This is a genomic window from Noviherbaspirillum suwonense, from assembly GCF_900182955.1.
Classification (GTDB): Bacteria; Pseudomonadota; Gammaproteobacteria; order Burkholderiales; family Burkholderiaceae_D; genus Noviherbaspirillum_A; species Noviherbaspirillum_A suwonense.
The window spans coordinates 127,032-147,200 of sequence record NZ_FXUL01000016.1 but is presented as its reverse complement, the minus strand read 5'-3'; the positions used below and the strand labels follow the sequence as shown (position 1 = coordinate 147,200).

Below are 20,169 nucleotides of genomic sequence, written 5' to 3'. Positions count from 1 at the left end.
AAGCGTCCGAAACTCGCTTCGCTCAGACAGCGGACGCTTCTTTATCCGATTTCGGCACCAGCGACGTGGCGTCATCAACGGGGATTCACTGCAACGGCAACGGCCACTTCACAAGCAGCGGCAAGGGCAAGGGCAAGGGCAACGGCAAGGGCAAGGGCAAGGGCAACGGCAAGGGCAAGGGCAACGGCAAGGGCAAGGGCAAGGGCAAGGGCAACGGCAACGGCAACGGCCACTTCAAAGGCAACTGCAACGGTCGCTGCGCGGAGCTAAATGCAACAGCAACGGTCGCTGCGCGGACAACCGCAACGGTCGCTGCGCGGCGCCACCCCCTCCGCGCGACCCGTTTACCTAATTCTCCACCTCCGTACTCAACTCAACCCGCATCCCCCCAATCCCCATCAACGCCACATCCTCCCCGCCCGCCCGCCGGAACACCACCTCCACCGCTCCCAGGCGCTCGCCGCCGCTCCCCGCCAGCGCGCCACCCAGCGTGTACCGCAACGCCCCGACCCCCCGCTGCCGCGCAGCCGACACCTCGAACGGCCCCAGCGTGCCCACCTGTTGCCGCTCCGAGACCTGCCCATCCCCGGCAGGGACTATATAGATACGGTAAAAGTAGCCGCCTCTGGCCCCGGCGGCGGTCAGCGTCACATCGTCCAGCACCAGCACCGCCGAACGGTAGCGTGCCGGGTCGCCGGGCAGCGCGGCGGGCTGGCCGCGGGCGACCTGGCGCAAGGCGGCGCCATGTACGGCGTCCAGGGTCAGCGTCACGCCATGGCGCGCGGCGTCCAGGGTCAGCGCCGGGGCGCTGGCGAGAGGGAGGCTGGCGGCGAGGGAGGAGGAAATCGTGGCGATGGCGATGGCGGCGGACAGCAGCAGGGCGGTCAGGGCGCGGCCTGCGCGGGGCGCCCGTGGGCGTGGTCGCATTTTTTCGCCACGCACTGTTTTTATCCGGAAGAGTTCATCATAATCAACGCCGGCGCCACGCCTGCCTGGCGCTGCCGCGTTCCATCACAGCAGCCGTTCGTCTGACAATTGCAAGGAAAGTGCATGACTCCGGAATTAGCCGACTATCTGATTGCCGCGCTGGCGCTGGTTGTACTGGCTTTCTGGATCGATCGGTGGTGGCGCAAATAACCGGCCGCCGCGCCTCGCAACCGCAGTTACCCTGCCTGTTCACGGGTCAGCCCTCCGCCTTCAGCTGTCGACGCTCTGCATCATCACCGCCGCATGCGAATGCAGCAGGCCGGACAGGCTGCTGGCGCCGATGCCCGGCGACGCCTTCTGCGCATGCACCAGGTAGAAGTCGCGGCGGTTGTGATAGTACGGGGGCAGGGCCAGCACTTGCAGCACGCCCTGCCTGGTGAGCCGTTCGACCCGGTTCAGCGGCAGCCAGGCATAGCCGAGGCCGGCTTCGAGCGCGGCCAGCGCGCTGTCCAGGCTGCTGAAGCGCCAGTGCATCACCGGCTCGCCGGGGCGGCGGCTTGCCGACTGCTGCCGGGCTTCGGCGTCGCTGCCCAGCACGATGCGGGTGTGGCGGCCGAGGTCGGCGTCGGTCAGCGGCGCGCTTGCCTTCGCCAGCGCATGCGATGGATGCGCGACGGCGACGTATTCGATCGACAGCAGGCGCTCCGCGATGTGTCCCGGCGGGACGTTGGCGCAGATGGCCAGGTCCGCCGCATTCTGCAGGATCGCCAGTTCCGCGCTGGCGCTGCCGGTTTCCTCCAGCGTGACCTTGACATGCGCGGCGGCCTGGTGAAAGGAGCGCATCGCAGCCATGATGAAGGCCTGCGGGCAGTCCTGGTCGACCACCAGGCGCAGCGCCGGCTCCCAGCCCAGCCGCATCTTCTCGGCCAGCGCTTCCAGTTCGATCGCTCCGCGGATGATGTTGCGCGAATATTCCATCAGCGCCCGGCCTTCTTCGGTCACGTGCGCCTTTCGCCCTTCCACCTTCAGCAATGCCACGCCCAGCTGCTCCTGCATCCGCGCCAGCGTATAGCTGATCGCCGACTGGCTGACATGCAGGTATTCCGCCGCGGCGCTGAAGCCGTTGCAGTCGATGACCGCATGCAGCATGCGCCACTGCTTGAGCGTGATCCGCATCCGGCGGCTGTCGTAGAGCCGCGCATTGCGCGCGGTTGCCGCTCCGTTTTGCCTCTTTTCCCCCAGCAACTCGCTGTTGATATCGACCAGTTTCATGTTATTGATTATTGCCTGCCGGTGATTTATGGCGCTTGCAGCGCCGGAACGTTGCGTGAAGCAAGAATAGGAGGATGGCCGGCGCGCCACTTTAAGATTTGTCAATATTTGACGATGATCGAACTTGGCCCGCAGTAAAGGGCAGGGCAGCCCGGTTATTGAGCTATCGCAGGAAAATCGCAAAAACCCACACACCTTGCCTTTAATCGTGAATTTGAATCGGAAGCGTGGCTTTGTCCCCGCTTTAATCAAGTTTTCATACTTATTGCGCCAAGGGCTAATCCGTAGAATTCGACCAGCGGACAGTTGAACAGCCGGTTAAACCAGTCACGTGTTCCGCCGGGAGCCTGGAAAATGAATTCGATTGCGGGCCGTGTCTCGCCCTTGAAACCAGTTGTCGATGTGAAGCGCGCCCCGACGGGCATGCCGCCGTATCCGGGCGGCCGGGTCCGCACGGCAGGAGGCCCGCGATGATCCCGGCCTTCGACATGTGGGCGTCGCTGGCCGTGCCGGCGGCGACCAGTTTTCTGATCAGCCTGATGATCATCTGGACCGAGGGCTGGCACGGACGCTACACCTTCGACATGGACATGGCGGCGATCCAGAAAATGCATCGCAAGCCGGTGCCCCGCGTCGGCGGCATCGCGCTGTGCAGCGGCGTGGCCGCGGTGGTGCTGTTCGGCTTCGTCGGCGACCAGCATCCGGCGCTGCGCGCGCACAGCAAGGACCTGCTGCTGCTGCTTCTGGCCGGCATGCCGTGCTTCCTGATGGGACTGACCGAGGACCTGACCAAGCGGGTGTCGGTGCGGGCGCGGCTGCTGGCGACCTTCGGCAGCGCGCTGATGGCCGCATGGCTGCTCGGCGCCTACCTGCCGCGCCTCGACATCTACGGCGTCGACCACCTGCTGCAGTACGGTCCGCTGGCGTTGGTGATCACGGCCATCGCGGTGGCCGGCGTGAGCAATGCGATCAACATCATCGACGGCTTCAACGGCGTGGCCGGCGGCGCGGTGACCATCATGCTGGCCGGGATGGGGGTGCTGGCCTGGCAGGCCGGCGACATGTTCGTGGTGACGCTGGTGCTGGCCGGCATCGGCACGATGCTGGGCTTCCTGGCGGTGAATTACCCGACCGGCCGGCTCTTCATGGGCGACGGCGGCGCCTATGTCTCGGGCTTCTGGGTGGCCGAGATCGCGGTGCTCATCATCATCCGGCAGCCGGAGATCAGCCCTTGGCAGGTGCTGGCGATCTGCGCCTATCCGGTCATCGAGGTCATGTACAGCATCTACCGCCGCAAGGTCATCCGCAAGTGCAGCCCCGGCGCGCCGGACCGCCTGCACCTGCATACGCTGCTGTACCGGCGCCTGGTCTGCCGCTGGATGCCGGCCAGCACGCGGCCCCGCTGGAAGAGCAATTCCATCGTCGCCTGCATCGTCACGCTCTGGCTCTGCCTGGCCAGCTTCGCCGCCGTCACGGTGGGCGACAAGCCCTGGATGGCATTCAACCTGGTCGCGCTGCAGGTGCTGCTTTACATGGCGGTCTATGCGCGCCTGGTGCGCGGCCACTGGTGCCTGAATCCGGTCGTCATGCTGGGGCTGCGCGCCGAGTCCCGCACCAAGCTGGTGTAGCGGCGCAATTCGAACGGCACGTCGCCGGGTCTGTTCATCAAGCACGGGAGAGCATTTCATGAGTGTACCTTCATCCGCGGTAGTCGCCGTCATCGGCCTGGGTTATGTCGGATTGCCGCTGGCGGTCGAGTTCGGCAAGAAGTACCCGACCATCGGCTTCGACATCAACCAGCGCCGCGTGGCGGAGCTGCGGCAAGGCGTGGACATCACGATGGAGATCGACGCGCCCGACCTGGCCGCGGCGACCCGGCTGACCTTCACGACCCGGCCGCAGGAACTGGTGCGCGCGTCGATCTACATCGTGACGGTGCCCACGCCGATCGACCGCCACAAGCAGCCCGACCTGACGCCGATCGAAAGGGCGTCCGAGACCATCGGCAACGTGCTCAAGCGCGGCGACCTGGTGATCTACGAGTCCACCGTGTATCCGGGCGCGACCGAGGAGTTCGCGGTGCCGGTGCTGGAGCGCGCGTCCGGCCTGACGTTCAATACCGACTTCACCGTCGGCTACAGCCCGGAACGCATCAACCCGGGCGATCGCAGCCACCGGCTCACCAGCATCATGAAGGTCACGTCAGGCTCGACGCCGGAAGCGGCCGACGTGGTCGACGCGCTGTATGCGAGCATCATCCCGGCCGGCACGCACAGGGCGTCGTCGGTGAAGGTGGCCGAGGCCGCCAAGGTCATCGAGAACACCCAGCGCGACCTCAACATCGCGCTGATGAACGAGTTCGCGATCATCTTCAAGAAGATGGGCATCGACACCGAGGAGGTGCTGCTGGCGGCCGGCACCAAGTGGAACTTCCTGAACTTCCGGCCCGGCCTGGTCGGCGGCCACTGCATCGGCGTCGACCCGTACTACCTGACGCACAAGGCGGCCGCGCTCGGCTACCACCCGCAGGTGATCCTGGCCGGGCGCCGCATCAACGACAACATGGGCGGCTACGTGGTCGGCCAGCTGGTCAAGAAGATGCTGAAGTCGCAGATACCGGTGGTGAACGCGTCCATTTTGATCATGGGCCTGACGTTCAAGGAAAACTGCCCCGACCTGCGCAACACCAAGGTGGCCGACATCATCGCCGAGCTCAGGAGCTACAGCGTCAGCATCGATGTCTACGACCCGTGGGTGATCCCGGAAGACGCGCAGCACGAGTATGGCGTGACGACGGTGCGCGAGCCGGTCGCGGGCAAGTACGACGCCATCATCCTCGCGGTCGCGCATGACGAGTTTCGCAGCATGGGCAGCGAGAAGATGCATTCCTTCGGCAAGACCGTGCATGTGCTGTACGACCTCAAGTACATGCTGCCCAAGGCCGAATCGGACATGCGGCTGTGAGCGCGCGGATGACGGGCGCAGGCAATCCCGCGAACCTTCCGCCGGCGCTGCGCGCGCGGCTGCTGGAGCAGAAGGCGACCTGGCTGGTGACCGGGTGCGCGGGCTTCATCGGCTCCAACCTGACAGAGACGCTGCTTGCACTAGGCCAGGAAGTGGTGGGGCTGGATAATTTCTCGACCGGCCGCCAGGCCAACCTGCGCGAGGTCAGGGAAGCGGTCGGTCCGGCGCAGTGGGCGCGCTTCTGCTTCATCGAGGGCGACATCCGCGACAGCGCGGTCTGCGCGCATGCGACGCATGGCGTCGACCACGTGCTGCACCAGGCCGCGCTGGGCTCGGTGCCGCGGTCCATCATCGACCCCGCCACCAGCAATGCGGTCAACGTCGGCGGCTTCGTCAACATGCTGGTCGCCGCGCGCGACGCCGCGGTGGCATCCTTCACCTACGCGGCGTCGAGCTCCACCTATGGCGACCATCCGGGCCTGCCCAAGGTCGAGGACCGCATCGGGCGGCCGCTGTCGCCCTACGCGGTGACCAAGTACGTGAACGAGCTGTATGCCGATGTGTTCGCGCGCTGCTACGGCATCAGCGCGACCGGGCTGCGCTACTTCAACGTGTTCGGCAGGCGGCAGGATCCCGACGGCGCCTACGCGGCGGTGATCCCGAAATGGGTGGCGGCGATGATACGCGGCGACGATGTCGTCATCAACGGCGACGGCAGCGTCAGCCGCGACTTCTGCCACATCGACAACGCGGTGCAGGCCAACCTGCTGGCCGCGCTGGCGCCGCAGCATGCGCGCGGACAGGTCTACAACGTCGCCGTCGGCGACAGCACCACGCTGCTCGAACTGTTCGACAGCCTGCGCGCGGCGCTGCTGGCGCATGGCGTGGGATACCGGCGCGCGCCGCTGCACCGGCCGCCGCGGCCCGGCGACGTCCAGCATTCGCTGGCCGACATCGGCCGCGCCGAGCGGCAGCTCGGCTACGCGCCCGGCATGCGCATACGCGACGGGCTGGCCCTGGCCATGCCCTGGTACCTGGAGCGCGAGCGGCAGCTGGCGGGGAGCATCGATTGAACGTTTTCCTTGCCTTCAACAGCCGCATCAGGGCCTTCCACCCGGACCATCTCGCCATCGTGCGCGGCATGGCCTGGGTGACCCTGTTCGTCCTGTTGGGCAAGGTGTCCGGCGCGGTCAAGGAAATGGCGGTGGCCTACCGCTACGGCATCGGCGCCGAGGTCGACGGCTACCTGTTCGTGCTCAACCTGGTCAGCTGGCCGCTGGCCCTCTGGTTCGGCGTGCTGACGATGGTGCTGGTGCCGCTGGCCGCGCGGATGCGGGAGCAGGCGCCGCAGGCGCTGCCGCGCTTTCGCGGCGAGCTGCTGGGCGCCGCGCTGGCGCTGGGTCTGCTGCTGGCGCTGGCGGCGGCGGTGGCGCTGCCGATGCTGATCGCGTCGCCCAGGGTCGGCCTGTCGCCCGCCGCGGCAAAGTCGGCCGGCGAGGCCGCGCGCGCGCTGGTGCTGCTGCTGCCGCTGGGCGTGCTGAGCAGCCTGTTCTCGGCCTGGATGCTGGCGGCGGGCCTGCATGCAAACACCCTGCTGGAAGGCGTGCCGGCGCTGGCCATCGCGGCGGCGGTCATGCTGCTCGACGGCGGCATCGCGCCGCTGGTCTGGGGCACGGTCGCCGGTTTCGCGCTGCACCTGGCCTGCCTTGCGCTGCCGCTGGCCAGGCGCGGCGAGATCGCCCGGCCGCGCCTCGGCGCCAGCTCGCCGGCCTGGCGCTGGTTCTGGCAGAGCTTCGCGGTCATGCTGGCCGGGAACGCGGTGATGAGCCTGATCGACATCGTCGACCTGATGTTCGCGGTGCACGTGGGCACCGGCGCGGTGTCCACGCTCGGCTATGCCAACCGCCTGCTGGCCCTGATGATGGGACTGGGGGGCACCGCCGTGAGCCGCGCCACGCTGCCGGTGTTTGCGCGCGCCCATCATGGCAGCGGTGGCCGCATCCACGAGGTGTCGGTGCGCTGGGTGGCGATCATGCTGGGCGTGGGCGCGCTGGCCGCGCTGGCCGTCTGGTGGCTGGCGCCGCTCGCGGTGCGACTGGTGTTCGAGCGCGGCGCGTTCGACGCGGCCAGCACGGCCGCGGTGGCCGGCGTGCTGCGCTACGGCGCGCTGCAGATGCCGTTCTTCTTCGCCGCGCTGGTGCTGGTGTCGAGCCTGGTCGCGCGCGGCCACCATCGCGCGGTGGCGCTGGGCGCGGCGATCAACCTGCTGGTCAAGCTCGGCGCGAGCCTGCTGCTGGTGCCTGCGCTCGGCATGCGCGGCATCGTGCTGTCCACCGGCGTGATGTACCTCAGTTCCTTCGCCATGCTGTTTCTGTATGCCAGGCATGTTCATAAAGCCACTGATAGCCACTGAAGACGGGAAGCCTCGATGAAATTGCTGATCTATCTCCATTCGCTCGAGTCCGGCGGCGCCGAGCGTGTCGCCGCCAACCTCGCCAACCACTGGGCCGGCCGCGGCTGGGAGGTGATGATCGCCACCGTCGAGACCACGGCGCGCGACTTCTACCAGCTCGATCCACGGGTGCGGCGCGCCGGCTTCGGGCTGGCCGGCGACAGCCGCGGCCTGCTGCAGGCGGCCACCCGCAATATTGCCCGCATCCGTTCGCTGCGGCAGGTGATACGCGACTTCAAGCCCGACGCCGCGCTGGCGATGATGACCAACGCCAACGTGATCCTGTCGCTGGCATGCCGCGGCCTGCCGCGCTTCTGCGCGGTCGGGTCCGAGCATATCTTCCCGGCGCAGGTCTCGCTGGGCGCGGTATGGAATGCGCTGCGGCGCATGCATTACCGGCGGCTGCACGCGGTCGCCGCGCTGACGCCCGAATGCGCGCAGTGGATCATGGCGCACACCTCGGCCAGGCAGGCGCCGGTGATACCGAATGCCGCCGGCTGGCCTCTGCCGCTGCAGGAGCCGATGCTGTCGCCGGACGTGCTGTGCCGCCCGGGCCGGCGCATCCTGCTGGGCGTGGGGCGGCTGGCCGACCAGAAGAATTTTCCGGTGCTGGTCGATGTCTTCGCGCGCATGGCGCCGGCCTACCCGGACTGGGACCTGGTCATCCTCGGCGCCGGGCCGCAGCATGCGATGCTGCAGGCCCAGGTCGACCGGCTGCGGCTGACGGACCGGGTGTTCCTGCCGGGCGTGGTGGGCAATGCCGGGCAGTGGTACGAACGGGCCGACCTGTATGTGATGAGCTCGCGTTTCGAAGGGTTTCCCAACACGCTGGCCGAGGCGATGGCGCACGGGCTGCCGGCCGTCAGCTTCGACTGCGACACCGGTCCGCGCGACATCATCCGCCATGGCGTCGACGGCCTGCTGGTGCCGCCGGACGATGCCGACGCGCTGGGCGTGGCGCTGTCCACGGTGATGGCGGACGACGGCCTGCGCACGCGCCTGGCCGCGCGGGCCGTCGACGCCCGCGAGCGCTTCTCGATCGAACGGGTGGCTGCCATGTGGGAGTCGCTGTTCGCCGAACCGCTGATCCCGGCAGCAGCCGCCGTTCGCACGGCCGACGGCAACGGCGCGCATCCGGCGCCGCTGCGGCGCGGCGGCGCGGCCTGACGGGAGATCATGTTGAGCACTCCCGCGCTGCAGGGCATTTCCTACCAGGCCGGCGCCCGGCTTGGCCGCCGCAACGGCCGCCTGCTGGCGGCCTGGACCGGCCTGGCGCTGCCGGTGATCCTGGTCTGCATCTACCTGCACCTGCCGGTGTTTGCTTACACGCTGGACAAGGGGCTGCTGCCCAAGCTGTTCTATGTTGGCTTCATCGCCCTGGTGCTGCCGGTGCTGCTGACGCGGCTCAATGCCTTCCTCGCCTACCTGACTTCGCCGTTCGTGCTGTGGGCATGCGCGCTGCTCACGCTGAACCTGTTGCACCTGCTCAGCAACGACAGCAACATCAATGCGCGCAGCGAGGCGCTGGTGGTGTTCCGCATGCAGGCGGTCGCCATGGTCATCTTGCTCGGCTTCGTGTTCAGCCGGATGCGTTCGAGCGGCTGGGAGCGCGTGTTCGTTTTCCTGGCCGTGCTGCTGCCGGTGCTGGTCATCACCGACTTCCTGTATCCGGGCCTGCTGTATCCGGTCGACACGCCGGGCGCGGTGCCGGGTCGCGCCGCCGGCACCTTCATCAATCCCACCATCGCCGGCGAAGCGGTGCTGCTGGCCTTCCTGATGGCCTGTCCGCTGGTGGCCAAGCGCTATCGCACGCCGCTGATCCTGCTGGCCGGCATCGGCGTGCTGCTGACCTTCACGCGCGCGGCCATGCTGGCGTGGCTCATCCTGCTGGTGTTCCTGATGGCGAAACGGCGGCTGCCGGCCTTCAGCGCGGTCGCCGCGCTGGCCGTCCTCGCGCTGCCGCTGCTGATGGGCGGGCTGGAAAGCTACATCAGCAAGCGCACCGACTTCACCGATGCGCTGGACAACATCCAGCACCGGCTGCTGTTCTTCTCGCAGGCGCGGCTCAACGACGACAGCGCGCTGGAGCGCGAAGCGGTGCTGCGCGCCGGCTGGGAAGCGTTCTCCAGCAACCCGCTCACCGGCGCCGGCGCCGGCGTCACCGACGGCGGCTACAGCCGGCTCTGGGCGCAACCGGTGAGCACGCATAACCAGCTGGTGTCGCTGGCGGCCGAGTACGGCATCGCCGGCGTCGTCATGTGGCTGTGGCTGCTGGCAGTGCTGGTGCGCGGCCGCTATTTCGAGGACCGGACCATGCAGGCCGCCGTCATCCTGCTGTTCTGCGTGATGACCTTCTTCACCCACAACATGTTCGACTTCCCCTACTGGCTGCTGACGTTCTCGCTGCTGGCGCAGCGCGACGGCGCTTCGCGCGCAGCAGTCCCCGGCGCCGCCGCGCGCCGCCACCTTCGGATGCAGTAACGCTACCTTGTCCACCTTCGTCATCTCGCTGGACTTCGAACTGTTCTGGGGCGTCGCCGATATCGCCGCCATCAAGGACTACGGGCCCAACGTCGACGGCGAATGGGAAGCGGTCCCGGCCATGCTGTCGCTGTTCAGGCGCTACAGGGTGAACGCGACCTGGGCCACGGTCGGCATGCTGATGTGCCGCGACTTCGAACAGTGGCGCGCGCTGCGCCCCGACATCATGCCGGCCTATCGCAATCCGGCGTTGTCGGCCTACCGCCATGCCGACATGGCGCGCAGCCATCCGCGACTGTTCTTCGGCAGGCCGCTGGTGCAGCGGATACTGGAGACGCCGGGCCAGGAGCTTGCAAGCCATACCTACAGCCATTACCTGTGCAACGAGGAGGGCGCCGCGCCCGACCAGTTCGCGGCCGACATGCGTCTCGCCGCCGAGGTCGCGGGCGAACTCGGGGTCCGGCTGCAAAGCCTGGTGCTGCCTCGCAACCAGGTCCATGCCGACTATCTCGACACGCTGGATAAAAGCGGCATCGAGGTCTTCCGCGGCAACAGCGATCACTGGCTTTACCGGAACGGCCATGCAGCGCCCGGCGGCCTGGCCGGGCGCGCGGTGCGTCTCGCCGATGCGTGGCTGCCGCTGCGCTGTGCGACCTCGAAGGCCGGCGCCGCTGCAGGGCGACTGGTCAATGTCCCGGCCAGCATGTTCCTGCGCCCATGGTCGAGGCCGCTCGCGCGCATCGAGCCGCTGCGCCTGCGCCGCCTGCGCGAAGCGATGACCGATGCAGCCCGCAGCGACGGCATGTTCCACCTGTGGTGGCACCCGCATAACTTCGGCGTGAACCAGGCCGAGAACATGCGCGTGCTCGAAGCGGTGCTGCAGCATTACGCGATGCTGCGCGGCGAGTACGGCATGGCGTCGATGACCATGCGCGAATTTGCGAAATCGCAGGTTGGCATGGTGGAAGCGCATGCATGATCAATCCAAGAACAGATGCCGGTCCCATACCGGCAGGGAGAAAAGAACGATGCCTACCGTCCTTCATGTGATCACCGGCCTCGACACTGGCGGCGCAGAGACCGCGCTGTTCAGGCTGATCGATGGCTCCGCGAAGGGCAGGTACCATCACAGGGTCGTGACCCTGCTGCCCGGCGGGACCATGCTGCCGGTGTTCAGGAAGGCAGGCATCGATGTCGCGCAGGTCGACCTGCGCCGCGCGCCTGTAAGCAGCTTCCTGCAGCTGGTGCGCATCCTGCGCGCGGCGCGGCCCGACATCGTCCAGACCTGGATGTATCACGCCGACCTGGTCGGCGGCCTGGCCGCGCGGCTCGCGGGCAACCGCAACGTGATATGGGGCATACGCACCACCGGGATTGCGCATGCGCCGCGCGCCACCGCGGTCGTGCGGCGGCTCTGCGCATGGCTGTCCGGCCGCGTGCCGCACACCATCGTCTGCGTCGCCGACGCGTCGCGCCGGTCGCATGTCGAGAAGGGCTACGACAGCCAGCGCATGGTGGTCGTGCATAACGGCTTCAACCAGTCGCCGGCGGTCGGCGCATTGCAGCGCATGACGTTGCGAGCGCAGTGGGGCTTCGACGATACGCACGTCGTGGTCGGCAACCTCGGCCGCTTCGACCCCGACAAGGACCTGGAGAATTTCATCCGCGCCGCCGGCCTGCTGGCCCCGGCCCATCCAGAGCTGCGCTTCGTGATGATAGGCCATCGCAACGACGACGAGCGCGCGCAGCTGGACGCGTGGACAGCCGCGACCGGGCATGCGGAGCGCTTTACGCTGGTGCGGGAACGGGCCGATGCGCTGGTCTGCCTGGCCGCGATGGACGTGTTCTGCCTGTCCTCGCGCAACGAGGGCTTTCCGGTCGTGGTGGGCGAAGCGATGACGGCCGGCGTGCCGTGCGTGGTCACCGATGTCGGCGACACCGCGCTGCTGGTGGCCGACACCGGCATGGTGGTGCCGCGCGAGGACACCGCGGCGCTGGCGGCCGGCCTCGACCGGATGCTGCGCCTAGGTCCCGACGCGCGGCGCGCGCTCGGGCTGCGCGGACGGGCACGCGTGCATGAGCGCTTCACCGTGCGGCATACCCTCGAGCGTTTCGAGAACGTCTACAGCAGAGTGATGGAAGGCGGGACCTGACATGTGCGGAATCGCAGGCTTTCTCGGGGGCGCGGGCTGGGGTGAGGGCGGCGCGAATGCGGACACGCTGCGGCGGATGACGGATGCGCTGGAGCGGCGCGGCCCGGACGACGCCGGCCACTGGCTCGACGCCCGCTCGCGCGTCGCGCTGGGGCACCGGCGCCTTGCCATCGTCGACCTGTCTCCTGCCGGGCACCAGCCGATGCCGTCGGCCAGCGGCCGCTGGACCATCGTCTTCAACGGCGAGATCTACAACCACGGCGAGCTGCGCGACCGGCTGCTGGCGCAGGGCGCGGCGCCATGCTGGCGCGGCCATTCGGACACCGAGACCCTGCTGGCCTGCTTCGACGCGTGGGGCGTGCGGGCGACGGTCGAACGGGCGGTCGGCATGTTCGCCTTTGCCGCATGGGACGCGGCAAGCGCGACGCTGACGCTTGCGCGCGACCGGCTGGGCGAGAAGCCGCTCTACTACGGCTGGCAGGGATGGCACGACGGGCGGGTCTTCCTGTTCGGTTCCGACCTGGCGGCGCTGCGCCGCCACCCGCGCTTCGAGAACGCCATCGACCGCGACGCGCTCACGCAGCTGATGCGCTACAACTACATCCCTGCGCCGCATTCGATCTACCAGGGCATCGCCAAGCTGCCCGCCGGCCGGCTGCTGACCATCGGGCTGATGGACGGCATCGCGCGCGAGACGGTCTACTGGTCCGGCATCGACAGCTACCGGCACGGCATTGCGCAGCCTTTCGAGGGCACGCCGGAGCAGGGCGTCGACGCGCTCGAGGCGGTGCTGTCGAAGGCGGTGGGGCGGCAGATGATGGCCGACGTGCCGCTCGGCGCCTTCCTGTCCGGCGGCGTCGATTCGTCCACCGTGGTGGCGCTGATGCAGGCGCAGTCGTCGCAGCCGGTGCGCACCTTCTCCATCGGCTTCCACGAGGCGCAGTACAACGAGGCGCAGCATGCGAAGGCAGTGGCCGCGCACCTGGGCACCGACCATACCGAGCTGTATGTCAGCGCCGCGGAGACGCAGGCGGTGATACCGCAGCTGCCGGTCCTCTTCAGCGAGCCTTTCTCCGACTCGTCGCAGATCCCCACCTTCCTGGTGTCCCGGCTCGCGCGCCGCCATGTCACCGTGTCGCTGTCGGGCGACGCCGGCGACGAACTCTTCTGCGGCTACAACCGCTACAGCATGACCGCGCGGCTGTGGGGCCGGCTGCGGGCGCGGCCGCTGTCCTGGCGGCGCATGGCGGCGCGCCTGCTGACCAGCGTGCCGCCGCATGCGTGGAACCGCATGGCCGCGATGATGGCGCCGCTGCTGCCGCCGTCGCTGCAGTTCGCCAATGTCGGCGACAAGCTGCACAAGGGCGCCGGCATCCTCGACAGCGGCTCCATCGACGACCTGTACCTCGGCCTGACCTCGCACTGGCCCGATCCCGGCGTCATCGTCGTGCGCGGCCGCGAGCCCGGCCCGTCGATGAAGGAGCTGTCCGCGCGCATGAACGGCTTCGACGACATGCAGCGCATGATGGCGCTGGACATGCTGCTCTACCTGCCCGACGACATCCTGGTCAAGGTCGACCGGGCTGCGATGGGCGTGTCGCTGGAAACCCGCGTGCCCTTCCTCGACCATGAAGTCGTGGAGTTCGCGATGAGCCTGCCGGGCAGCATGAAGCTGCGCGGCGGCGTCACCAAGTGGGCGCTGCGCCAGGTGCTGTACCGGCATGTGCCGGCGGCCCTGATCGAGCGCCCGAAGATGGGTTTCGGCATACCGGTCGGCCTCTGGCTGCGCGGGCCGCTGCGCGACTGGGCCGCGGCGCTGCTCGACGAGTCCCGATTGCGGCGCGAAGGCTATTTCGATCCCGAGCCGATCTCGCGCCGCTGGCGCGAGCACCAGTCCGGCCAGCGCAACTGGCAGTACGCATTGTGGAGCGTGCTGATGTTCCAGGCCTGGCTGGAACACCAGCAACATCAGCAGTACCGGCAGCACCAGCATGCGGCGCCCTGAGCGACGCGAACCGGGACACAAAGCGAAGGACGACAAGCGCCATGGCCGCCACCGCACTGCGCCACATTGCTTCGCTCGACGGCATCCGCGCCGCCGCGGCGATGCTGGTGTTCTCCAGCCATGCGTTCGGCAGCGCGCCCATGCCGGGCGGCCTCGGGGTGACGGTCTTCTTCTTCCTCAGCGGCTTCCTGATCACGACGCTGCTGCGGCGCGAACGCGAAGCCTGCGGCAGCGTCAGCCTGCGCCGCTTCTACCTGCGCCGGGCCTGCAGGATCTTCCCGCCCATGTATTTCATGCTGATCGCAATGCTGCTGTTCGCCATGGTCATGCACGAGATGGGAGAGGTCGAAACGATAGCGGTGCTGGCGCAGTTCCTGCACCTGACCAACTACTACATCGTCGTCACCGGTTCCGACGCCGGCCTTGCGCCCCATACGTCGGTGCTGTGGTCGCTCGCGGTGGAAGAGCATTTCTACCTGGTCTTCCCTATGCTCTTCCTGTTCCTGTCGGCCCGCATGCCGCTGCGCCGGGTCGCGGCGACGCTGGGCGGCATGTGCGTGCTGGTGCTGATGTGGCGGATCGCCCTCGCGCTCAATCATGCGGTCGCCAGCGACTATCTCTTTTATTCGACCGACACCCGGCTCGACAGCCTGCTGTTCGGCTGCATCATGGGCGTGTGGTGCAACCCGGTGCTGGATGCGCCGGCCGCGATCGCAAGCGCGCCGCCGTACGGCGCCCAGGCGCTCCTGCTGCTTGCGGTGGCGCTGCTGCTGGGCACGCTGCTGTACCGCGCGCCATTCTTCCAGAAGTCGCTGCGCTACTCATTGCAGGGCATCGCGCTGTTCCCAATGTTCTGGCTCGCGATCCGCTATCCGGGCTGGTGCATGTTCCGCTGGCTGAACTGGAAGCCGGTGCGATGGCTGGGCAGCGTCTCCTACAGCTTTTACCTGGCCCATCCTTTCTGGCTGCACGTGGCCGCAGGGCTGGTCGGCGACCTCGCGCACGGCTTCGCCGCCGCGCTGCTCGGCTTCCTGCTGACCGCCGTGTTTTCAGCCCTGCTCTACCGGCAGCTCGAGCGGCCTTTCCTGCAGCTCGGCCATTCGCTGGGCGGCGCCGCTGCGCCGCCGGTTCTGAAGAAGGAAGCAACATGACGCAGCCAACCGTCCTGCTCTCGGTCAATACCGCCTGGAATGCGTGGAACTTCAGGGCCGGCCTGCTCGACGCCATCATGCGCAACGGCTACCGGGCGGTGGTGGCGGCCCCGGCCGACAGCTATGCGCCGCGGCTGGTCCAGGCAGGCTGCGAGTTCGTCGACCTGCCGATGGACAGCAACGGCACCCATCCGGGCCGCGACCTGCAGCTGCTGCTGCGCTACGTCACCCTGCTGCGCGCGCAGGCGCCGGTGGCCTACCTCGGCTACACCATCAAGCCCAATGTCTACGGGTCGATGGCGGCGCAGCTGCTGGGCATCCCGGTGATCAACAACATCGCCGGCCTGGGCGCGGCCTTCATCGACGACAGCGTCGTCACGCGGGTCGCGCGGCTGCTGTATCGCACGGCGCTGCGTCGCTCGTCCAAGGTGTTCTTCCAGAACCCCCATGACCACCGGCTGTTCATCGATGGCGGCCTGGCCGGCGACGACGTGAGCGACCTGCTGCCCGGCTCCGGCATTGCGCCGGGCCGCTACCAGGCAGCGCCGGTGAGCGGCGACGGCTCGCGGTTTCGCTTCCTGCTGGTCGGGCGGATGCTGGTCAACAAGGGCGTGGTCGAGTATGCGGAGGCGGCGCGCATCGTGCGCCGCCAGCTGCCCGATGCGCGCTTCCAGCTGCTGGGGCCGGTCAACGCCGCCAATCCCAACAGCGTGTCGCCGGACGCGATCGCCGCCTGGCATGCCGAAGGTCTGGTCGAGTACCTCGGCGCGGCCGACGACGTGCGGCCGTATCTGGCGGCGGCGGACTGCGTCGTTCTGCCGTCCTATCGCGAAGGCGTGCCGCGCACGCTGCTGGAGGCCGCGGCAATGGCCCGGCCCATCGTGGCCAGCCGGGTGCCCGGCTGCGTCGACGTGGTCGAGGACGGCGTCAACGGGCTGCTGTGCGAGGCGCGCGATGCGGCCGACCTGGCGCGGGCCATGCTCGGCATGGCGTCCATGCCGCTGGCGGGCCGGCAGCGCATGGGCGCGGCCGGCAGGCGCAAGGTCGAAGCCGAATTCGACGAGGCGCTGGTCATACGCAAGTATCTGGATGCGATCGGGCAGGCAGCGTCGCTGCCGCGGCGCAGGGGACTGAGGATATGGCACAGGGCCGGCGCATAGCGCACGGAACATGGGGCATCGAGCATCGCGGGAACGCAGGCAAGGGAGAGAATGCATGGAACTGATGTTGCGGACCGATGACGACGTCATCGCGGCGCTGGACGACGGGAACTTCATGGACCTGTGGCGGGCGCTGCATGCGCAGTGCCCGTGGGCCACCGGCTACCAGCACCCGGATTATGTCGGCGCCTGGTACCGGCTGTACCGCCGGTCCTACCGGCCGCTGCTGTTATGGACGGTCGTCGAAGGCAGGATGACCGGCCTGCTGGCGCTGGCGCTGGACGCAGGCGGCAAGACGCTGGTGGGGGCTGGCGGGCCGCAGGCGGCCTACCAGGTCTGGCTGGCGCTGCCGCAGTCCTCCGACGGCTTCATCCGCGCGGCGCTGGCGCAGCTGCAACGCAGCTTTCCGCGCCGCCATCTGCACCTGAAGCACCTCGCGCCCGGCACGCCGCTCGACGGCCTGCGCGACCCCGACAGCCCGCTGCGCTGCACGCTTTCGTCGCCCGAGCCGCGGCCCTACATGCGCACCAGCGCCGAGCGCATCCGCAAGTCTTTCAACGGCAAGACCAACCGCAACCTCTACAACCGGCTGAAGCGGCTGGGCGAAGTGCGCTTCGAGACCGTCACCGATCCGGCGCGGCTGATTGCCGCGCTCGATGAATACATCCTGCAGTACGATTTCCGCCAGGCGGCGATGTACGACTGCGCGCCATTCCGCGCCGACCCCGCCAAGCGCGCGTTCTACCTGAAGCTGCTCGACGCCGGCCTGCTGCATGTGAGCGTGCTGACGGCCGGCGATGCGGTGGTGTCGGTCAACGTCGGCCTGCGCGGCCCCGACAGCGTGCAGGTCGGCATCACGCATTCGCCGCTGTATGCCGACTATTCGCCGGGCCGGCTGCACACTTACCTGCTTTGCATGGCGCTGGAGGAGGAGGGCGTCGGCTGTTTCGACCTGACGCCCGGCGGCGGCTACAAGAGCCTGCTGGCGACCGACACCGACGAGGTGGTGGAGCTGTCCGCGTTCAGCGCGCTGCAGACCATGCAGATGCAGCGGCGGGCGCAGATGTTGAAACTCGCGTCGGGCTGGCTGGCGCGGGTCGGCGTCAGCACCACCGCGGCCCGGCTGGCGCTGGCGCGCACCAGGAAGGCGGCGCGGCTGGCGATGTCGGGCACGCTGCCGCTGGCCATGCGCGAGAAATTCTGCGTCTACCAGGGCGTGCCGCGGTCCGGCGGAACGGCGGGCACGGTGGCGCTGCGGGCGAACCGGGTCGACGACCTGCTGCATTACGACGAGGCGGGCGGGCGCAAGACCTACCACGAGTTCCAGTACGAGGCGATGAAGCGCCTGGAAAGCCGGCAGGATGTCTACACCATCACCGACGGCGGACGGCTGGTGTTCTGCGCGTGGGTGGGACGGCGCGGCGAGATGGCGGACGGCAATGAAAAAATGCCGGTCGAGCCGGACAGCGCGATTGCGCTGTACGACATCTACCGGCATGCGGGCGCAGGCCATGAAACCGGGCTGCGCCGGTTCCTGGAACAGGTGCTGGCCGAAGTGCATGGCCGCTTCAATGCGGCCACGGTGGAGCTGGTGCTGCATGCGCACGACAGGACCGCGCGCAGCGTCGCCGAACAGGCCGGCTTCCGGCTGCTGACGCAGCCATGAGCACGGCCCGCCGTCCTTCCTTACGGCGCGATGGCGGCCGTGTGGTTCAGCTTGTTGAAGCCGGTGCTGGCTTCCCAGGTGTTGCTGTTGGCCAGCTGGATCGCGTACTCCGGCCGGTTGCTGATCGAGGCAGCCGCATCGGGCAATGCCAGCATCACGCTGTAGTTGCCGCTTTGCATGCCGGACGGCAGCGTCACGGTCTGGTTGATGTTGATAGCCTGGCCCGGCAGCCACTTGCGCGGATCGGCCGACAGGGCGACGCGGTAGACCGCGCCGCTGGCGTTGTTGCGCAGCACCAGCTGCACCGGGCGGCTGTTGAACGGGGCCGCATAGCCTTCGTTGACCAGGTTCAGGTTGACGGCGAAGCCGCCGCCCGGCTTGGCGCTGTTGGAGAAGCTGCCGTCCTTCATGACGAAACGGTAGCCGATTTTCTGGTTGATCGTCTCGTAGCAGCCCTGGCTGCGCCAGTTGTTGAGCACCGTCGCATGGAAGCCGTTATTGATATACGACCAGTGGAAGCGGCTCATTTCGGCCACGGCGGTCGGGCAGTCGCTGCGCGGCTGGCTGACGTTGCAGGTCTCGCCGCCCATCGCCGTGTAAGTCGTCTGCGAGGCCAGCCACGGATAGTCGGTCGACGTGTTGTTGTAGGTGCCCCAGTCGTTGCCGGACGCCAGGAAGCAGTCGTTGTGCTGGCCGACCCGCGCCTTGGCGCTGCCGTTGAAGGCTTCGGAAGCGGACAGCGGGGTGGTGCTGACCAGCTTGTACGCGAAGTCGGGCGTGCGCAGCTGGACCATGCGCTCGGACGGGACCATGTCGAGCATCTTGTTGAGAATGGTCTTGCGGTCATTCCACTGCTGCGTGCTCAGGGTGCCGGTGCCGTAGTTGCGGCTGTTGCCCCACTCGCCCCAGCTGCCGATGAAGCCTGCCTGCACCACTGCCAGCACGTCGCTGTTGCGGGCCAGGATGGGCTTCAACTGGTCCATGTGCGTCATCATCGTCGACAGCGGCGCGTCGGTCGCGTTGTCGCTGTAGTTGTAGGCGAAGCGCAGCACCATCTTGACGCCGGCGGCGCGCGCGGTGTCGAACTGGCGCTGCAGCAGGTCGAGCTTGGATTGCGCCAGCGGCGAATTGACCGCCTCGCTCATCAGGAATGCGCACATCACCAGCGACTGGTTGGCCGAGGTGCGGTAGTTCGTCAGCTGCGACTGGTTCATCACGCTGTCGGTGCAGTTGACCTGGTTGTAGAAGCCGCGTTCCGGATTGGCGATGGCGCCGCTGGCGGCGGTGTAGCTGACCGGGGTGGTTGCGCTGGTGCTGGGCGTCGGGGCCGGCGTCGGCGTGGGTGTTGGAGTTGGGGTTGGGATCGGGGTCGGCGTCGGGGTGGGTGTTGGCGTCGGCGTGGGTGTCGGGGTCGGTGTCGGAGTCGGAGTCGGTGTGGGCGTCGGAGTCGGAGTTGGAGTCGGTGTGACTGCGCCGGCGACGTACAGCGTGGTCGTCACCTTGGACGCGGTGTAGGTCGGCGAGGCGACCTGGGCCACCGAATCGATGACGGCAGAAGGCGACAGGTCGCTGCGGGCGACGCTGATGGTGGCGCTGCCGCCTGCGACTGCATACGGGACTTTCTTGATCCAGGTCCAGCTCCAGCTGCCGTTGCTGCCGGCATAGCGGTACAGGTTGCCGTTCTCGATCAGGTAGCCGGAGCCGACGCCATTGGCGGGGTAGCCGGTCGATGCGGCATGGTCATTGTCGATGAACACGCGGACAAAGCTGGGCGAGCCGGAATACGGCACCTTGTAGTAGACATTGGCGGCGTCGCTGGTGACGGTGGGCGTGGCGACCTGCGCCATTGCCATCGATACCATGCAGCAGCCTGCGGACAGAGCGAAGAGGTGGGACGGGCGGATGCCGGATCTGGAAATCATTTTCATGGGTGACTAT

At 68.0% G+C, this 20,169-nt stretch carries 15 protein-coding genes; 12 read left to right on the top strand and 3 right to left on the bottom strand.

All coding sequences use genetic code 11. The features are described 5' to 3' along the window. Positions 1-348 precede the first annotated feature (348 nt). A complete protein-coding gene (locus QOL82_RS19135) occupies positions 349-927 on the bottom strand; it encodes a hypothetical protein (protein WP_283443901.1) in 579 nt (192 codons plus the stop codon). A gap of 270 nt (positions 928-1,197) precedes the next feature. After that, on the bottom strand, positions 1,198-2,199 hold the full coding sequence (locus QOL82_RS19130; protein ID WP_283443900.1) for a LysR family transcriptional regulator: 1,002 nt from the start codon (positions 2,197-2,199) through the stop codon (positions 1,198-1,200). Positions 2,200-2,669: 470 nt separating this feature from the next. On the opposite strand from QOL82_RS19130, the gene QOL82_RS19125 reads away from it, so the two are divergent. The 12 genes from QOL82_RS19125 to QOL82_RS19070 are packed head-to-tail and all read left to right on the top strand — an operon-like array spanning position 2,670 to position 18,231. After that, a complete protein-coding gene (locus QOL82_RS19125; RefSeq protein ID WP_283443899.1) occupies positions 2,670-3,827 on the top strand; it encodes an MraY family glycosyltransferase in 1,158 nt (385 codons plus the stop codon). 58 nt (positions 3,828-3,885) lie between these two features. Next, a complete protein-coding gene (gene tviB, locus QOL82_RS19120) occupies positions 3,886-5,163 on the top strand; it encodes a Vi polysaccharide biosynthesis UDP-N-acetylglucosamine C-6 dehydrogenase TviB (RefSeq protein WP_283443898.1) in 1,278 nt (425 codons plus the stop codon). A gap of 8 nt (positions 5,164-5,171) precedes the next feature. Next, positions 5,172-6,236 (top strand): SDR family oxidoreductase, encoded by a 1,065-nt coding sequence (locus QOL82_RS19115; RefSeq protein ID WP_283443897.1) that lies wholly within the window; start codon positions 5,172-5,174, stop codon positions 6,234-6,236. After that, the gene (locus tag QOL82_RS19110) at positions 6,233-7,576 is read left to right on the top strand and encodes a lipid II flippase MurJ (RefSeq protein ID WP_283443896.1); all 1,344 of its coding nucleotides are present in this window, start codon (positions 6,233-6,235) and stop codon (positions 7,574-7,576) included. The genes QOL82_RS19115 and QOL82_RS19110 overlap by 4 nt, the downstream gene beginning before the upstream one ends. Positions 7,577-7,591: 15 nt before the next feature. Beyond that, positions 7,592-8,782, top strand: a complete 1,191-nt coding sequence (locus QOL82_RS19105; protein ID WP_283443895.1) for a glycosyltransferase family 4 protein — start codon at positions 7,592-7,594, stop codon at positions 8,780-8,782. Positions 8,783-8,791: 9 nt separating this feature from the next. Beyond that, complete coding sequence (locus QOL82_RS19100; protein ID WP_283443894.1) at positions 8,792-10,096, top strand: O-antigen ligase family protein; 1,305 nt, start codon at positions 8,792-8,794, stop codon at positions 10,094-10,096. A gap of 7 nt (positions 10,097-10,103) precedes the next feature. Continuing rightward, entirely contained in the window at positions 10,104-11,075 is a 972-nt protein-coding gene (locus QOL82_RS19095) for a polysaccharide deacetylase family protein (protein ID WP_283443893.1), read from the top strand. Between the two features lie 49 nt (positions 11,076-11,124). After that, positions 11,125-12,249, top strand: coding sequence for a glycosyltransferase (locus QOL82_RS19090; protein WP_283443892.1), 1,125 nt, complete (start codon positions 11,125-11,127; stop codon positions 12,247-12,249). Position 12,250: 1 nt separating this feature from the next. Further along, entirely contained in the window at positions 12,251-14,254 is a 2,004-nt protein-coding gene (gene asnB / locus QOL82_RS19085) for an asparagine synthase (glutamine-hydrolyzing) (RefSeq protein WP_283443891.1), read from the top strand. A gap of 41 nt (positions 14,255-14,295) precedes the next feature. Further along, a complete protein-coding gene (locus tag QOL82_RS19080; protein WP_283443890.1) occupies positions 14,296-15,405 on the top strand; it encodes an acyltransferase family protein in 1,110 nt (369 codons plus the stop codon). Next, positions 15,402-16,565, top strand: coding sequence for a glycosyltransferase family 4 protein (locus QOL82_RS19075; protein ID WP_283443889.1), 1,164 nt, complete (start codon positions 15,402-15,404; stop codon positions 16,563-16,565). The genes QOL82_RS19080 and QOL82_RS19075 overlap by 4 nt, the downstream gene beginning before the upstream one ends. A 55-nt stretch (positions 16,566-16,620) precedes the next feature. After that, positions 16,621-18,231: a GNAT family N-acetyltransferase gene (locus tag QOL82_RS19070; protein WP_283443888.1), complete on the top strand. Its 1,611-nt coding sequence runs from the start codon at positions 16,621-16,623 to the stop codon at positions 18,229-18,231. Positions 18,232-18,251: 20 nt separating this feature from the next. Here QOL82_RS19070 and QOL82_RS19065 read toward each other — a convergent pair whose 3' ends face one another. Next, entirely contained in the window at positions 18,252-20,159 is a 1,908-nt protein-coding gene (locus QOL82_RS19065; protein WP_283443887.1) for a DUF4832 domain-containing protein, read from the bottom strand. Positions 20,160-20,169: the final 10 nt, after the last annotated feature.